The sequence below is a fragment of the Streptomyces graminofaciens genome, assembly GCF_030294945.1.
Classification (GTDB): domain Bacteria; phylum Actinomycetota; class Actinomycetes; order Streptomycetales; family Streptomycetaceae; genus Streptomyces; species Streptomyces graminofaciens.
Map to the genome: position 1 here is coordinate 8,654,608 of NZ_AP018448.1, position 15,268 is coordinate 8,669,875.

Here is a 15,268-nt window from a genome sequence, read left to right on the forward strand (position 1 = left end):
AAAGCTGGACTGCACAGAAGATCGGGGCATGAGCGACAAGAACGATGAGCAGTGGCGGGTCCGCTTCGACGCCGACATCACCTTCACCAACGGCGGCGGCCTGCAGACCCAGGGCTTCGTCCTGGACGTGCCCGACGCGGACATCGGCGACGCCGAGCTGGCCGACCTGCTCGTCCGCCACCTCGGACTGCTCATGGTCGACGAGGTCCGGATCAGCGGGCGGCAGCCGTTGCGCGAGCCGCACAAGGGCTCGCGGGGCGTCACCGGCCCGCGGCCCGGGGGGAGGGGGACCGGCAGCCGCCGGCTCGTCGACCTCAGCCACCCCATCCGCCACGGCATGGTCACCTACCCCGGCCTGCCCACCCCCGAGATCAGCATGTTCCTCACCCACGAGGCGTCCCGGGACGTCTACGCGCCCGGCACCGAGTTCGCCATCGGCCACATCTCGATGGCGTCCAACACCGGCACCTACCTCGACAGCCCCTTCCACCGCTTCACCGGCCGCCACGACATCGCCGGACTGCCGCTCACCCGCCTCATCGACCTCGACGGCCTGGTCGTACGCGTCCAGGACAGCGGCCGCCGGGTCGTGGACCGCGAGGCCCTCCTGCCGTACGACGTCACGGGCAGGGCGGTACTGATCCACACCGGCTGGTCCCGCCACTGGGGCACCGAGGCCTACGGCCACGGCCACCCGTACGTCACCGCCGACGCCGCCGCCTGGCTCGCCGAGCAGGGCGCCGCCCTCGTCGGCATCGACTCCCTCAACATCGACGACACCGACGACGGCACCCGCCCCGCCCACACCACGCTGCTCGACGCCGGCATCCCGATCGTGGAACACCTGTGCGCACTGGACCAGCTGCCCCCGCAAGGCTTCCGTTTCCATGCCGCACCCCCGGCCGTCGAGGGCATGGGCACCTTCCCGGTCCGGGCGTACGCCCTCCTCGACGAGGAGTCGTGACGGCGGCGCAGACGGCGATCACCGCCGTCGGCTGGATGGGAGCCGCCCTGCTCCTGGCCGCCTACGCGCTGGCCTCCGCCGAACGCATCCCCGCCGGAGGCCGCGCCTTCCAACTCCTCAACCTCCTCGGCGCGGCCGCCCTGACCCTCAACTCCGGCTACCACCAGGCCTGGCCGTCCGCCCTGCTCAACACCGCCTGGATCGCCATCGGCCTGGCCGCACTCACCCGCCGTACGCCCCGGACGCCTCGCCTTCCCTGAACGTGTACGTAATTCCACGGATCCCGGACCGCACCCCGCGCCCGGATCATGTTCCTGATCTTCGGGAAAGGGGGACCGGTGGCCCGTCGCACCAACACGTCCTGCCTCGGCCTTGCCGTCAAGGGCTATCTGCTGCTGAGCGTGTGGACGGTCGTCGGCTCTGTCCTGGCACTGCCGGTCACCGTGGTCGACCTGATGGCCTCCCAGGACCCCCCGGTGCGGCTGCACGGCTTCGAGCAGCACGCGGTCGTGTACGGCGCCCCCGTCGCCGTCGCGCTCGGCGTCGCCGCGCTCACCCGGTGGTCCCGGCCCAGCCCCTGGTGGACCTACCTCGCCCACGCGGCGGTCGTGCTCGTGGCGAGCCGGGCCGCGGTGGCCTGGGCCGAGACCCGGTTCGACTCGCCGGACTGGAGCTCCCGGGCGCTGGCGCAGGGCGGGGCCGCCGGACTCACCGCGTTCCTCAGCCATCTGGCCGTGCGCTGGTGGGACAACGGTGGCTTCAACCACGGCCGTCGCCGCCCGGCCCCCGGCGAGATCTGGCACGCGTTCGTCCCCTTCCGGGACTCCGACGCCGGGAAGGAACGCTACTGCGTGGTCATGAGGACCCGTCTCCGCCATGTGGAGGTCCTCAAGATCACCAGCCAGGACAAGGACCACCGCTCCGACCACATCCGCATCCCGAACGACGGCTGGGACCTGAGGTCGGGCAAGGCCCACTGGGTCGAGATCGGCCTGCCGCCGCTCATCGTGCCCTACACGGACTTCACCGACCCCTGGCCCAAGGGCCGCTGCCCCAAGCCCACCTGGCGACAGCTCAGAGCCCGCCGCCCGGAAGCCGCCACCGCCCGCCTCACACCCGCGGCCATGGTTCGAGCCGTTCGCGGGCCTCGCAGAGGGTGAACACCTCCATCGCCTCGGCCCGCAGCGCGGCCGCCCCGGCGGTGTCGCCGAGCGCCTCCCGCACGGTCGACAGATTCCGTAGGGCACGCGCCCGGTTCAGCGGCAGCCCGAGTACGTCCCACAGGGCGACGGACGTCACCAGCCGCTGATCCGCCTCCTCCAACCGGCCCTCGGCGAGCGCGCACTCGCCGAGCGTGCGCATGGTCAGGGCCTCGCCGAACCGGTCCCCATGGGTCCGGCACACCTCCAGGATCCCGCCCAGCTCCGCCTCCGCCTCCCGCGTCCGGCCCAGCCGCATCCGCGCCTTCGCCCCGGCCCGCAGCGCGTACGCCGCCATCAGCGGATCGCCGAGGGGGCGCAGCAGCTCCAGCGCCCGGTCCGCGATGCGCGCCGCCTCCGCGTAGTCGTCCAAGGAGCGGTGCACCAGGCTGAGCGTGCGCAGCGCGAGCGCCTCCCCGCGCTTGCTGCCCAGCCTGCGGTACGCCCCCAGCGACTCGTCGAGGAGTACCGACGCCCCTTCCCGGTCGCCGAGTTCGAGCAGCACGGAACCGGCGTACCGGCAGGTCAACCCGATGCCGGTGTCGTCGCCGACCTGCCGGAAACCGGTGGCCGCGTCGGCCAGCACCCGCTGCGCCTCGCGCAGTTCGCCCACCTCGCGGCAGGCGATGCCCAGCCCTCCGAGGGCGGCGGCCCGGCCGCGCACATCACCCAGTTCGGCGAGGATCCGCTCGGCCTGCCGGAAGTACACCTGGGCCTCGGTGATGCGGTCCTGCTCGTAGCGCAGCTGTCCCAGGCCGACGGTCAGCAGGGCCTCGCCGCCGCGGTCCTCGGCGCGCCGGGCGGCGGCCAGCGCCGCGTCGTGGCTGCGCCACCAGGCGTCGAACCGGTTGCTGATCGCGAACGAGGACGAGCACAGCGCCGCCGCGGCCTCGCAGGCCAGCGTGTGCAGCCCCATCGCGGCGGCCCGCTCCACAGCCGTGGTGAGCGCGTCCGCCTCCGCGTCGAACCACCCGTAGGGGTCGTTCAGGGCCCGCCGGGTGGTCCGTGGCCCGACGGAAGGCAGCGGATCGGGGCTGTGCAGATCGGAGGCGTACGGCTCCCACGCCTGTGCGGCGGCCGACCCCTTCGGTTTCCCGATGCCGTCCAGCCGCTGCCGCAGGATCACCGCACCCGACGGCGCCGCCTCCGTCACCCGGTCCATCAGCCACAGCCCGGCGACCAGGGCGCGCCCCACCGCGGCCGTACGGTCGGCGACCGGGTCCTCGGCCTCGGCGCGCTCGGTGGCGTACACCCGGACGAGGTCGTGCAGGCGGTAGCGGGGCTGGCCCAGCTGGTCCGTGCCGGGGCAGTCCAGGAGCTGGGCGTCGACGAGCCGTTCCACGACCTCCTCCGCCTCGTCCTCCGGCAGATCGGCGAGGGCGGCCGCCGTCCAGACGGCGACATCGGCGGAGCCCAGCGTGGCGAGGCGGCGCAGCACCCGGCGGGCGTCGGCGTCCAGCGCCTGGTAGCTCAGCCCGAGGCTCGCCCGTACCTCCAGGTCGCCGACCGACAGCTCGTCCAGGCGATTGTGCTCGTCGGCGAGGCGCTCGGCGAGCACGCTGGGCGTCCAGTGGCGGCGGGTCGCGAGCCGGGCACCGGCGATCCGCAGGGCCAGCGGCAGACCACCGCACAGCTCGACGATCCGCCGCGCCGCGGCCTCCTCGCGCGGGTCCTCCCGCACCCGCTGCGGCCCGGTGATCCGGGTCAGCAGCTCAAGGCCCCGTACGCCGTCCAGGACGTCGAGGTCGGTGCGCCGGGCGCCGACCAGCCCGCCGAGCCGGGACCGCGAGGTGACGAGCACCCCGCAGCCGGAGCTTCCCGGCAGCAGCGGGCGCACCTGTGCCTCGCCGCCCGCGTCGTCGAGGACCAGCAGGATCCGCCGGCCCGCGAGCAGGCTGCGGAACAGGTCGCAGCGCTCGGCCGTGTCCTCCGGCGGGTCGGCGCCCAGCGCGCGCAGCAGCCGGCCGAGGATCTCGCCGGGCGGCACCGGGTCGCTGAAGCCGTGCAGTTCGGCGTAGAGCTGCCCGTCGGGGTACTCGGCCGCCACCCGGTGCGCGGCCTGCACGGCGAGCGCGGACTTGCCGACCCCGGCCGCCCCCGACACCACGACCACGGGCGTCGCCTCCCGGGGCCCGCTCAACCCCTCGACGACGGCCGTCAGCTCCTCCTCGCGGCCGGTGAAGTCCCCGATGGCGGGTGGGAGGAGGGAGACGGTCCGGGGGGTCGGCTCGGCGGTCTCGGCCGCGGTCGCCGCATTGCCGAGCAGCGCCGGATCCGCCCGCAGGATCGCCTCGTACAGCGCGTTCAGCTCCGGCCCCGGATCGATGCCCAGCTCGTCGGCGAGCACGGCCCGGCCCTCCCCGTACACCGCGAGGGCGTCCGCCTGCCGGCTCAGCCGGTACAGCCCGAGCATCAGCTGCCCGCGCAGCCGCTCCCGCGTCGGATGCGCCCCGACCAGCGCGGTCAGCTCGGTGACCAGCTCGGCCTCGTGCCCGCCGGCCTCCAGCTCGGCACCGATACGTTCCTCCAGGGCCGCCTGCCGCGCCTCCTCCAGCCGCCCGGCCTCGCCCCGCAACGCGCCCCCGAGCCCACCGAGCGCGGGCCCCCGCCACAGCCGCAGCCCCTCCCGGAGCATTTGGGCCGCGGCCTCGTGGTCCCCGTCGGCGGCGGCCCGCCGAGCCTCACCGGTGAGCGCCTCGAACTCCGCCAGATCGACCCGGCCGACCCCGGGCCGCAGCACATACCCCGGCGGCCGGGTCTCGATCGCGTCCGCCGCCTCCTCGGGCAACGCCCGCCGCAGCGCCGACACATACGTCTGCACCAGCGCCCGCGCGGTGTCCGGAGGATCGTCCCCCCAGATCACGTCGACCAGGGCGTCGGCGGGCACGACCTGCCCGGCCCTCAGCAGCAGCACGGCGAGCAGCGCCCGCGGCTTGGGCCCGCCCAGCCGCAGGGTCTTCCCGCCGTGCCATGCCTCGACCGGGCCGAGCAGTCGGAATTCCAGCTCCACGGGTCCCCATCTTCCGTGCTGTCTGACCGCCGGGACAGCGGTTGCTCACGCAACGTTCGACGCGGATGCACGCCGTAGTGGTTTCCCACGACGCATGATGCGCCAGAGACTTGTCGGAAAACGGGGGAACCAGCGGGCATCCACGGCAGACCGTGCGGAGATTCAGAACTCGAGTATGTGCTTGCTGTGAAGGCGTGGTGCGAACGGTGATCAGTGCGGACGGAAGGGGCAGGCGGAGATCACGTGCCGGGAGACGCCGCACGCCGTCAGCCTCCCGGACCGAGAGCGCCGTCGCGGTCGTACTCGCACATCGTCTTGGGTCCTCGGCCACCGGCTCGATCAGGGGATCAGGGCAAGAGCCGCCTTCCGGTTACGGCCCGGCGGCCCGATCAGATCGTATGGGCCGTGCATCCGCTTCACCAGAGCTGGACCGGCCACTCGGACGCCGTTCGAAAGCCACTCGGACGCCGTTCGGAAGCCGCTCGGGCAGGCGGGAGTCCGACGGCAGGGGCAGGGCCCCGCGCGCGTGCAGCACAGACTCCTGCCGAGTCTAGGCACTGAAGGTCACCGCGGAGAAGCGAAGAGTGAAAGTCGCGAGGCCAGGGGAGCACCGAGGGGTCAGTGGGCGAAGCACTCGGGGACGAGACGCGGCGCGCGGCGCCGAAGAGGCGGAGGAAACGGTGGAGGACTGGGGCGGCTGTTCCGCCAGGGCCGCGGCATGCCCGGCGGTGGCCCCGCGGTGAGTGGAAACGGCAAGAAGCCGCCGATCGGCACGTACGCGGTCGACACCCGCACCGGGCAGGTCGGCCGTGTGATGGGGCACGAGGGGCCGTACGTACAGCTGAGGCCGGTCGGCGGAGGACGGGAGTGGGACTGCGCCCCCGAGTCCGTACGGGCCGCGACGACGATAGAGCGGCTGCGCGCGGCGACGGCGTACGAGAACGCCCGCAGCCGGGGTGAGGTCCCTTGAAGGAGGCCCGCCGGGGGCCGGCCCGGGCGTCCCCCGGGGTGGCGGAAAGCTGCCGCCCGGCCCGGAGCACGGGCGCCGTAGGCGAGAATGGGCCCCATGAGTCTGTTCCGCGACGACGGCATCGTGCTGCGCACCCAGAAGCTGGGTGAAGCGGATCGCATCATCACCTTGCTCACGCGTGGCCATGGGCGGGTGCGGGCCGTGGCCCGGGGTGTCAGGCGGACCAAGTCGAAGTTCGGGGCGCGGCTCGAACCCTTCTCCCATGTGGACGTGCAGTTCTTCGCGCGGGGGAGTGAGCTGGTGGGGCGTGGGCTGCCGCTCTGCACCCAGAGCGAGACCATCGCCCCGTACGGCGGCGGCATCGTCACCGACTACGCCCGCTACACCGCCGGCACGGTCATGCTGGAGACGGCCGAGCGGTTCACGGACCACGAGGGCGAGCCCGCGGTGCAGCAGTATCTGCTGCTCGTCGGCGGGCTGCGCACCCTCGCCCGCGGCGAGCACGCCCCGCACCTCGTGCTCGACGCCTTCCTGCTGCGCTCACTCGCCGTCAACGGGTACGCCCCGAGCTTCGGCGACTGCGCCAAGTGCGGGCTGCCCGGCCCCAACCGGTTCTTCTCGGTCGCGGCCGGCGGCTCCATCTGCGTCGACTGCCGGGTGCCCGGCAGCGTCGTACCCTCTGCGCAGACCCTGGCACTCCTCGGCGCGCTGCTGACGGGGGACTGGGAGACGGCGGACGCGTGCGAGCCGCGGTACGTCAGGGAGGGCAGCGGACTGGTCTCCGCGTACCTGCACTGGCATCTGGAGCGCGGACTGCGTTCCCTTCGTTACGTGGAAAAGTAAGTACAGAGGAGACGAGAAAGACATGGTCGTACGCGGGTTCCTGGGGCGGCAGCGTCGGGAGTACAAGGCGCCGGAGCCGCACCCGTCCGGCGCCCGCGCGCCGAAGCTCCCCGGCGAACTGGTCCCCGAGCACGTGGCGATCGTCATGGACGGCAACGGCCGCTGGGCCAAGGAGCGCGGCCTGCCGCGCACCGAGGGCCACAAGATCGGCGCCGAGCGCGTCCTGGACGTCCTCCAGGGCTCCATCGAGATCGGCGTCCGCAACATCTCCCTGTACGCCTTCTCCACCGAGAACTGGAAGCGCTCGCCCGACGAGGTCCGCTTCCTGATGAACTTCAACCGCGACTTCATCCGCAAGACCCGCGACCAGCTCGACGAACTGGGTGTCAGGGTCCGCTGGGTGGGCCGTATGCCCAAGCTGTGGAAGTCGGTGGCCAAGGAGCTCCAGGTCGCCCAGGAGCAGACCAAGGGCAACGACAAGCTGACGCTGTACTTCTGCATGAACTACGGCGGCCGTGCCGAGATCGCCGACGCGGCGCAGGCGCTCGCGGAGGATGTGAAGGCCGGGCGGCTCGACCCGTCGAAGGTCAACGAGAAGACCCTCGCCAAGTACCTCTACTACCCCGACATGCCGGACGTGGACCTGTTCCTGCGCCCGAGCGGCGAGCAGCGCACCTCCAACTACCTGCTGTGGCAGAGCGCGTACGCCGAGATGGTCTTCCAGGACGTTCTGTGGCCCGACTTCGACCGCCGTGACCTGTGGCGGGCATGCATCGAGTTCGCGTCCCGCGACCGCCGCTTCGGCGGAGCCATCCCGAACGAGGAACTGCTGGCCATGGAGGGCCGGACGGAGGACTGACCCTTGGCCGAGGCCGGTGGGGAGCACGTCGAGCTGGTGTACCGGGCGACGGCCGGGGAGTACCGCGAGGCACTGAGGGTGTCGGAGCGGGCCTCGGCCCTCGGACGGTGGGGGCGGGGACTGCTGCTCCTCTCCGGCGGGCTGGGGCTGGCCGTGGCGGCGGTGCCCCTGCTGCTGGGCGCCGCGCCGGACCCCAAGGTCCTGGTGATGGTGGCCGCGGCGGTGCTCGGCCTGCTGGTGCTGCCGCGCCTCCAGGCCCGCCTGCTCCATCGCCGGGCGGCGCTGCTCGGCACCCACCGCACGGTCCTGGACCTGTGGGGCGTGACGGCCGAGCACGACCGGGGCACCCAACGCCTGGCCCGCTGGTCACAGGTGTCCCGCTACGCGGAGACCCCGCACACCTTCGTCCTGCTCGGCGACGGCACCCACGCCACCCGCTTCACGATGCTGCCGAAGAGCGGCCTGCGCACCCCCGCCGACGCCGACCGCCTCCGCGCCCTCCTCGACCGCAACAACCTGACCCGGCTGTAGGAGCCGGCGGGACGCTTGAGAGAAGCCATACTTCTCAGCCGTGGCGCGTTCAACTCGTCCGCGCATCATGCAGGCCATGAGACGCACGACCCCAACCCTGGCCCTCGCGCTCAGCGCCCTGCTGCTCGCCCCGCTGCCGGCCCGGGCCGCCGCAGGGCACCCCTCCGGCAGCACCCTCGGCTACGGGACGAAGGCCACGTACGCGCCCCGGCAGAACGCCCGCACGCACCAGCGCCCGCCCGGCGGCTTCGTCCCGGTGTTCACGGAGAACGTCTCCCGGCACGGCTCCCGCTCCGCGCCCCAGAGATCATCCCGCTCGCCGCGCTGATGGGCCTGCCCGGCAGTACGAAGGCCGCCACCGCCGGCCAGCCGTACACCTACGCCGACAACCCCTGGCGCGGTGCGAACGTGGCGCCGCTGGGCGCGAACATCCGATGGGACGTCTTCGAGAAGGGCTCCACGTATCTCGTCCGCATGCTCTACAACGAGAAGGAGACCGCCTTCAAGGCCGGCTGCCGACCGGTGTCCAGGGGCAGCGCCTTCTACGAGCTGAACGAGCTGGAGCGCTGCTTCGGCCGCACGGCGTCGGGCTCCTAGGGCGTGTTTCGAAAGTGGCGTCGTCCGCCCGGAGGGCGGGGCCCGCGGCGTCTGGTGCGGTGCGTCGCAAGGCGGAGGGTCGTCCGCGTACTGGGCGTACGCGGACGATCCCGACAACGCGGCGAGGTGCCGTGCCAGGCGTCGCGGGGCAGACGGGACTTTCGAAACACGCCCTAGACGGTCTTCGTCGCGCACTCCGCGCAGGTGCCGAAGATCTCCACCGTGTGGGCCACGTTCACGAAGCCGTGTTCCGCCGCGATCGCGTCCGCCCACTTCTCGACCGCCGGGCCCTCCACCTCCACGGCCTTGCCGCAGACGCGGCAGACGAGGTGGTGGTGGTGCTCGCCGGTCGAGCAGCGGCGGTACACCGACTCGCCGTCCGACGTGCGCAGGACATCGACCTCGCCCGCGTCGGCGAGGGACTGAAGGGTGCGGTACACGGTGGTCAGGCCCACCGAGTCGCCCTTGTGCTTGAGCATGTCGTGGAGTTCCTGCGCACTGCGGAACTCGTCGACCTCGTCGAGTGCCGCCGCCACGGCCGCCCGCTGTCTGGTGGATCGACCTCGTACGGGTCCAGCGGTCGTCACCGGTGCCTCCTCACGTCTGCTGTCCTGCCGGGCCATTGTGCCAGCCGGACCGTGCGCGGTCAGACGCCCACTTCGTCACCCACGCCTCGCGTAGTCGGAATCACACACTCCGCAGGGTCTCCCGCGGTCGCCTCCAGTGCCCTCGCCCGCCGTTTCGCCAGCGGTGCGGCGAGTGCCGTGAGCAGCAGGAACGCCCCGATGGTCAGCAGCACGATGGTCGCACCGGGCGGCACCTCCCGGTAGTACGACGTGATCGTGCCGCTGATGGTCACGACCACCCCGATGGCCACCGCGATCGCGAACGTCGCCGCGAAGCTCCGGCTGAGCTGCTGCGCCGCCGCGACGGGCACGACCATGAGAGCGCTCACCAGCAGCAGGCCCACGACCCGCATCGCGACCGTCACCGTCACGGCCGCCGTGACCGCCGTCAGCAGGTTCAGGGCACGCACCGGCAGGCCCGTGACCCGGGCGAACTCCTCGTCCTGGCTCACCGCGAACAGCTGTCGGCGCAGGGCCAGCGTCATCACGATCACGAACGCGGCGAGGATGCAGATCGCCTGGATGTCCTCCTCGGACACCGTCGACAGCGACCCGAAGAGGTACGACATCAGGTTCGCGTTGGTGCCGCCGGGCGCGATGTTGATGAGCATCACCCCGCCCGCCATACCGCCGTAGAAGAGCATGGCGAGCGCGATGTCGCCGCGGGTCCTGCCGTACCAGCGGATCAGTTCCATGAGGACCGCGCCGAGTACGGAGACCAGGGTCGCCATCCACACCGGGGACCAGGAGAGCAGGAAGCCGAGGCCGACGCCGGTCATCGCGACATGGCCGATGCCGTCGCCCATCAGTGCCTGGCGGCGCTGGACCAGGTAGATGCCGATCGCGGGCGCGGTGATGCCGACGAGGACGGCGGCGAGCAGGGCCCGCTGCATGAAGGCGTAGTCGAGGAATTCCATCAGGGGCGCCTTCTCAGCTCAGCAGGCCCGTGCGGAGCGGCTCGGCGCCGGGGGCCGCGTGCGGGTGGACGTGGTCGTGGCCGGGCAGCGCGTGCTGGCCGACGGCCTTCGGGGGCGGGCCGTCGTGCAGGACACAGCCGTCGCGCAGCACGACCGCCCGGTCGATCAGGGGCTCCAGGGGGCCCAGTTCGTGCAGGACCAGCAGGACCGTCGTACCCCGCTCGACCTGGCCCCTGAGCGTGCGCGCCAGCACCTCCTGGCTGGCCAGGTCGACGCCCGCCATCGGCTCGTCCATGATCAGCAGCTCGGGTTCGGAGGCCAGCGCCCGGGCGATCAGCACCCGCTGGTGCTGGCCGCCGGAGAGGGCGTCGACCGGGTCCTTGGCGCGGTCCGCCATGCCGACCTGCTCCAGGGCGTGGCGTACGGCCGCGTGGTCGGCCTTGCGCAGGATGCCGAAGCGGGCGCGGGAGAGCCGGCCGGACGACACGACCTCGGTCACCGTCGCGGGCACGCCTCCGGAGGCCGTCGTGCGCTGCGGTACGTAGCCCACGCGCCGCCAGTCGCGGAAGGCGCGCCGAGCCGTGCCGAACAGCTCGATCTCGCCGTCGCTGACCGGCACTTGGCCGATCACCGTGCGGATGGCCGTGGACTTGCCGGAGCCGTTGGCGCCGAGCAGCGCGACGACCTCACCGCGGTTCACGGTGAGGTCGATGCCGCGCAGGACCGTGCGCGAGCCCAGTTCGGCGCGGACGCCGCGCAGGGAGATGACGGGCTCGCTCATGCCTGCTTCCTCCGGTTGATCACTTGGGTCACTTCGGTCACTTGGCTCCCAGGGCCGTCTGGAGCGCCTTCAGGTTGGCCTGCTGGACCTGGAAGTAGTCGTCGCCCCGGGACTTGTCCGTGATGCCCTCGATCGGGTCGAGGACGTCCGTCTTGAGCCCGGAGTCGGCGGCGATGGTCTTGGCGGTCTTGTCGCTGACGAGCGTCTCGTAGAACACGGTGGTGACGCCGTCGGCCTTCGCCATCTTCTCAAGTTCCCGCACCCGGGCCGCACTCGGCTCCGACTCGGGGTCGAGGCCGCTGATGGCCTCCTCGGTCAGGCCGTAGCGCTCGGCGAGATAGCCGAAGGCCGCGTGGGTGGTGATGAACACCTTGGTCTTGGTGTTCTTCAGGCCGCTTGTGAACTGGTCGTCGAGCGCGCCCAGCTTCAGGACCAGGGATTCCGTGTTGGCCTTGTAGGTGGAGGCGTGCTCGGGGTCGGCCTTCTCGAAGGCGGCGCCGACGCCCTTGGCGACCTCGGCGTACTTCACCGGGTCGAGCCAGATGTGGGGGTCGCGGCCGGACGTCTCGTGGTCCTCGTGGTCGTCGTGCTCGGCCGCGTGGCCGCCGACCTCGTTCCCGTGCTCCTCCATCTTGGTCAGCGTGGCCGCGTCGATCTTCGTCTTGAGCCCGGACTGGGCGACGGCGTCGTCGACGGAGGGCTGCAGCCCCTTGAGGTAGAGCACCGCGTCGGACTCCTGGAGCTGCGCGGTCTGCTTGGCGCTGATCTCCAGGTCGTGCGGCTCCTGGCCGGGCTGGGTCAGGCTCGTGACGTTGACGTACTTGCCGCCGATCTGCTCCGCGAGGTAGGCCATCGGGTAGAACGACGCGACGACGTCGAACTTGTCCGTGTTGCCGGCGGCGGCCGTGCCCGAGCAGGCGGAGAGGGCACCGAGGGCGAGGGCGGTGGCTGCGGCGGTCGCCGCCGTGGGTATGAGGCGTCGTCGTACTACGTTCATGACAGTCATTTTCAACTTATCTGGAAACGATTGTCAACAAGCCGGTTGGTAAGCCCTGGGTAAGGCCTTTGTCCGGTCTGGCCCCCAACCGATTTGATCGGAGGGGAGCCCGCGCCGGTAACCTGAAGCATTCGCTCTGAAGCGCGTCGCTTCCCTCCAGGAGCGCATCCGCTTCGTCGCCCGTCGTCGTAATGAAGAGAGCACCGTGGCCGCCGACAAGATCGACACCATCGTCAGCCTGAGCAAGCGCCGTGGCTTCGTATTCCCGTGCAGCGAGATCTACGGTGGCCAGCGCGCCGCCTGGGACTACGGACCGCTGGGTGTCGAGCTCAAGGAGAACATCAAGCGCCAGTGGTGGCGCTACATGGTGACGTCGCGCGAGGACGTCGTCGGTATCGACTCGTCCGTCATCCTGGCCTCCGAGGTCTGGGTGGCCTCCGGTCACGTCGCCACCTTCTCCGACCCGCTCACCGAGTGCACCGCCTGCCACAAGCGGTACCGGGCGGACCACCTGGAGGAGGGGTACGAGGAGAAGAAGGGGTACGCCCCCGCCAACGGCCTGGCCGACATCAACTGCCCGAACTGTGGCAACAAGGGCCAGTTCACCGAGCCCAAGCAGTTCTCGGGTCTGCTCGCCACCCACCTCGGCCCCACCCAGGACAGCGGCTCGATCGCGTACCTCCGCCCCGAGACCGCCCAGGGCATCTTCACCAACTTCGCCCAGGTGCAGACCACTTCGCGCCGCAAGCCGCCGTTCGGCATCGCGCAGATGGGCAAGTCCTTCCGCAACGAGATCACGCCCGGCAACTTCATCTTCCGCACCCGCGAGTTCGAGCAGATGGAGATGGAGTTCTTCGTCAAGCCGGGCGAGGACGAGAAGTGGCAGGAGTACTGGATGCAGGAGCGGTGGAACTGGTACACCGGCCTGGGCCTGCGCGAAGAGAACATGCGCTGGTACGAGCACGCGCAGGAGAAGCTCTCCCACTACTCCAAGCGCACCGCCGACATCGAGTACCGCTTCCAGTTCGGCGGCAACGAGTGGGGTGAGCTGGAGGGCGTCGCCAACCGCACCGACTACGACCTCGGCGCCCACTCCAAGGCCTCCGGCCAGGACCTCTCCTACTTCGACCAGGAGGCCGGCGAGCGCTACACCCCGTACGTCATCGAGCCCGCCGCCGGTGTCGGCCGTACGATGCTGGCGTTCCTGCTGGACGCGTACACCGAGGACGAGGCGCCCAACGCCAAGGGCAAGCTGGAGAAGCGGACGGTGCTGCGCCTCGACCACCGGCTCGCCCCGGTGAAGGTCGCGGTCCTTCCCCTGTCCCGCAACCCCGAGCTGTCCCCGAAGGCCAAGGGGCTCGCCCAGGCGCTGCGGCAGAACTGGAACATCGAGTTCGACGACGCCGGTGCGATCGGGCGGCGCTACCGTCGCCAGGACGAGATCGGCACGCCGTACTGCGTGACCGTGGACTTCGACACGCTGGACGACAACGCGGTGACCGTGCGTGAGCGGGACTCGATGAAGCAGGAGCGGGTGTCGCTGGACCAGATCGAGGGGTACCTGGCCGCGCGGCTCGTGGGCTGCTAGTCGGTTGGTTCGCTGGTCAGGCGTTGCCTGGCCCGGGCGATCGGCCGGCTGCGGGTTTGTTTGTTCGTGGCTGGCCGCGCGGTTCCCCGCGCCCCTCACGGGGTGCGGGGAACCGTTTGTTTACAGGTCCAGGTCGGCGTACAGGGCCGCGTGGTCCGAGGCCTGGGTCAGGTGCGAGGTCACGGTGTCGAAGTGGGGGAAGGTGTTCGGGGCCCAGATGCCTCGGCGTTCCACCCCCACCTTCCGCACCCGGTCGAACAACCCGGGCGAGAACATCAGGTAGTCGATCTTGCCCTTGGGCGACGTGCCCTGTTCGTGGGTGCCGGGGAGTCCCTGGTAGCTGTGGTGGCTCATGGCGTCCTGGAGGCCGGCGTCCATAAGCTGCTTGATCGGCTCGCTGGTCGGGTTGTCGTTGAGGTCACCGGCGACGATGACGTGCGCCGAGCGGTCCAGGGCCGCCTCGTATATCTCCCTGACCCTCTTCGCCTGTTCCAGGCGCAGGCCACCGCCGCCGCCTATCTGGCTCTTGAAGTGGTTGCCCAGGATCCACAGCGGTGTTCCGCCCGGCCCCGTCTCGAACTCGGGGCAGTCCCGGCTGAAGAGCCGCTCCCCGGAGCCGTTGCGCTCGTCGAAGATGTGGGAGCGGATGGACCTGATGGGGTGCCGGCTGAGTATCCCCACGTCGATACCGCGCTTGTCGTTGCCGTCGATCAGCATGTTGAACGGGTACGGCTTCCTCCCCGGTGTGCCGCCCACGATCTGCTGGTTGAAGCGTTCCAGGGTGAGACGGTCCTCGACCTCGACCGTGAGCACGATGTCGGCGTCGACCTCGGTGATCACCCGTGCCGTGTTCCGCACGGACTCCAGGCTGAGGTCGTCGCGCACCAGCTCGGCCCAACCCGACCATTTCGTCCGGCCCTTGGCCACGATCTTGACGGTGGGGTTGTCGGGGTCCCCGGACAGGGTGAAGAGCTTGGCGCCCGATCCCTTGAGCTGGTTGACGAAGATCGGCCCCCGGGTCTCGGGAACGGTGTCGAAGGCGCGGTGTTCCTCGACCAGTTCGGCGATCCGCGCCTTGTCGTCCTCCGAGTAGACCTCCTTGTCGAGGATGTCCACCAGTTCGTTGAACTCCCGCAGGACCTTCTCCCGCGCCTCCTCGTCGGCGACCCGGAACACCGCGGGGCGCCGGAACAGGTTCTCGACGTTGTAGGTGGCGATACGGACGGTCATGGCGCCCTCCTCGGGCGGCGCAGGTAGTCGCGCGGCCGGTGGCAGGCGCCGCTCCGAGCTGACTGCGCGCCGACAAGTCAAAGTGTGGGAGAGGGGGCGATCGGTGTCCAACGGAGTGTGAGGGAGAATTTCCGGAACAGCGGGAAAAAACCCGTA

15 protein-coding genes and 1 pseudogene are annotated in these 15,268 nt (G+C 71.1%); 10 read left to right on the forward strand and 6 right to left on the reverse strand.

Annotation, left to right across the window (positions count from 1 at the left end):
- The first annotated feature begins 28 nt into the window (after nt 1–28).
- The 3 genes from SGFS_RS38045 (at nt 29) to SGFS_RS38055 (ending at nt 2,124) form a co-directional block, all read left to right on the forward strand.
- Nucleotides 29–964, forward strand: coding sequence for a cyclase family protein (locus tag SGFS_RS38045; RefSeq protein ID WP_286256734.1), 936 nt, complete (start codon nt 29–31; stop codon nt 962–964).
- Complete coding sequence (locus SGFS_RS38050; RefSeq protein ID WP_286256735.1) at nt 961–1,224, forward strand: CBU_0592 family membrane protein; 264 nt, start codon at nt 961–963, stop codon at nt 1,222–1,224. The genes SGFS_RS38045 and SGFS_RS38050 overlap by 4 nt, the downstream gene beginning before the upstream one ends.
- 78 nt (nt 1,225–1,302) lie before the next feature.
- Complete coding sequence (locus tag SGFS_RS38055) at nt 1,303–2,124, forward strand: hypothetical protein (RefSeq protein ID WP_286256737.1); 822 nt, start codon at nt 1,303–1,305, stop codon at nt 2,122–2,124.
- Here SGFS_RS38055 and SGFS_RS38060 read toward each other — a convergent pair.
- Nucleotides 2,075–5,173 (reverse strand): AfsR/SARP family transcriptional regulator, encoded by a 3,099-nt coding sequence (locus SGFS_RS38060; RefSeq protein ID WP_286256739.1) that lies wholly within the window; start codon nt 5,171–5,173, stop codon nt 2,075–2,077. The genes SGFS_RS38055 and SGFS_RS38060 overlap by 50 nt on opposite strands.
- 718 nt (nt 5,174–5,891) lie before the next feature.
- Here SGFS_RS38060 and SGFS_RS38065 point away from each other — a divergent pair.
- The 6 genes and pseudogenes from SGFS_RS38065 to SGFS_RS38090 form a co-directional block, all read left to right on the forward strand.
- Nucleotides 5,892–6,143, forward strand: a complete 252-nt coding sequence (locus SGFS_RS38065) for a hypothetical protein (RefSeq protein WP_286256740.1) — start codon at nt 5,892–5,894, stop codon at nt 6,141–6,143.
- A gap of 96 nt (nt 6,144–6,239) precedes the next feature.
- The gene (gene recO, locus SGFS_RS38070; RefSeq protein WP_286256741.1) at nt 6,240–6,986 is read left to right on the forward strand and encodes a DNA repair protein RecO; all 747 of its coding nucleotides are present in this window, start codon (nt 6,240–6,242) and stop codon (nt 6,984–6,986) included.
- A 22-nt stretch (nt 6,987–7,008) separates the two neighbouring features.
- Nucleotides 7,009–7,845, forward strand: coding sequence for an isoprenyl transferase (locus SGFS_RS38075; protein ID WP_286256742.1), 837 nt, complete (start codon nt 7,009–7,011; stop codon nt 7,843–7,845).
- A gap of 3 nt (nt 7,846–7,848) precedes the next feature.
- Nucleotides 7,849–8,376, forward strand: a complete 528-nt coding sequence (locus SGFS_RS38080) for a YcxB family protein (RefSeq protein ID WP_286256743.1) — start codon at nt 7,849–7,851, stop codon at nt 8,374–8,376.
- A 76-nt stretch (nt 8,377–8,452) separates the two neighbouring features.
- Nucleotides 8,453–8,704, forward strand: coding sequence for a hypothetical protein (locus SGFS_RS38085; RefSeq protein ID WP_286260473.1), 252 nt, complete (start codon nt 8,453–8,455; stop codon nt 8,702–8,704).
- Nucleotides 8,674–8,973: pseudogene (locus SGFS_RS38090) on the forward strand (histidine-type phosphatase); the annotation flags it as partial. The gene SGFS_RS38085 and the pseudogene SGFS_RS38090, both read left to right, overlap by 31 nt.
- 173 nt (nt 8,974–9,146) lie before the next feature.
- Here SGFS_RS38090 and SGFS_RS38095 read toward each other — a convergent pair.
- Genes SGFS_RS38095 through SGFS_RS38110 form a run of 4 tightly spaced genes read right to left on the reverse strand, consistent with a single transcriptional unit; the run spans nt 9,147 to nt 12,294 of the window.
- Nucleotides 9,147–9,560, reverse strand: a complete 414-nt coding sequence (locus SGFS_RS38095; protein WP_286256744.1) for a Fur family transcriptional regulator — start codon at nt 9,558–9,560, stop codon at nt 9,147–9,149.
- 59 nt (nt 9,561–9,619) lie between these two features.
- The gene (locus SGFS_RS38100; protein ID WP_286256745.1) at nt 9,620–10,516 is read right to left on the reverse strand and encodes a metal ABC transporter permease; all 897 of its coding nucleotides are present in this window, start codon (nt 10,514–10,516) and stop codon (nt 9,620–9,622) included.
- Between the two features lie 13 nt (nt 10,517–10,529).
- A complete protein-coding gene (locus tag SGFS_RS38105) occupies nt 10,530–11,297 on the reverse strand; it encodes a metal ABC transporter ATP-binding protein (RefSeq protein ID WP_286256746.1) in 768 nt (255 codons plus the stop codon).
- 37 nt (nt 11,298–11,334) lie between these two features.
- Nucleotides 11,335–12,294, reverse strand: coding sequence for a metal ABC transporter solute-binding protein, Zn/Mn family (locus SGFS_RS38110; protein ID WP_286256747.1), 960 nt, complete (start codon nt 12,292–12,294; stop codon nt 11,335–11,337).
- Between the two features lie 205 nt (nt 12,295–12,499).
- On the opposite strand from SGFS_RS38110, the gene SGFS_RS38115 reads away from it, so the two are divergent.
- Nucleotides 12,500–13,882, forward strand: a complete 1,383-nt coding sequence (locus SGFS_RS38115) for a glycine--tRNA ligase (RefSeq protein ID WP_286256749.1) — start codon at nt 12,500–12,502, stop codon at nt 13,880–13,882.
- A 120-nt stretch (nt 13,883–14,002) separates the two neighbouring features.
- Here the strand turns inward: SGFS_RS38115 and SGFS_RS38120 are convergent, their stop codons facing one another.
- On the reverse strand, nt 14,003–15,112 hold the full coding sequence (locus SGFS_RS38120) for an endonuclease/exonuclease/phosphatase family protein (RefSeq protein WP_286256750.1): 1,110 nt from the start codon (nt 15,110–15,112) through the stop codon (nt 14,003–14,005).
- Nucleotides 15,113–15,268: the final 156 nt, after the last annotated feature.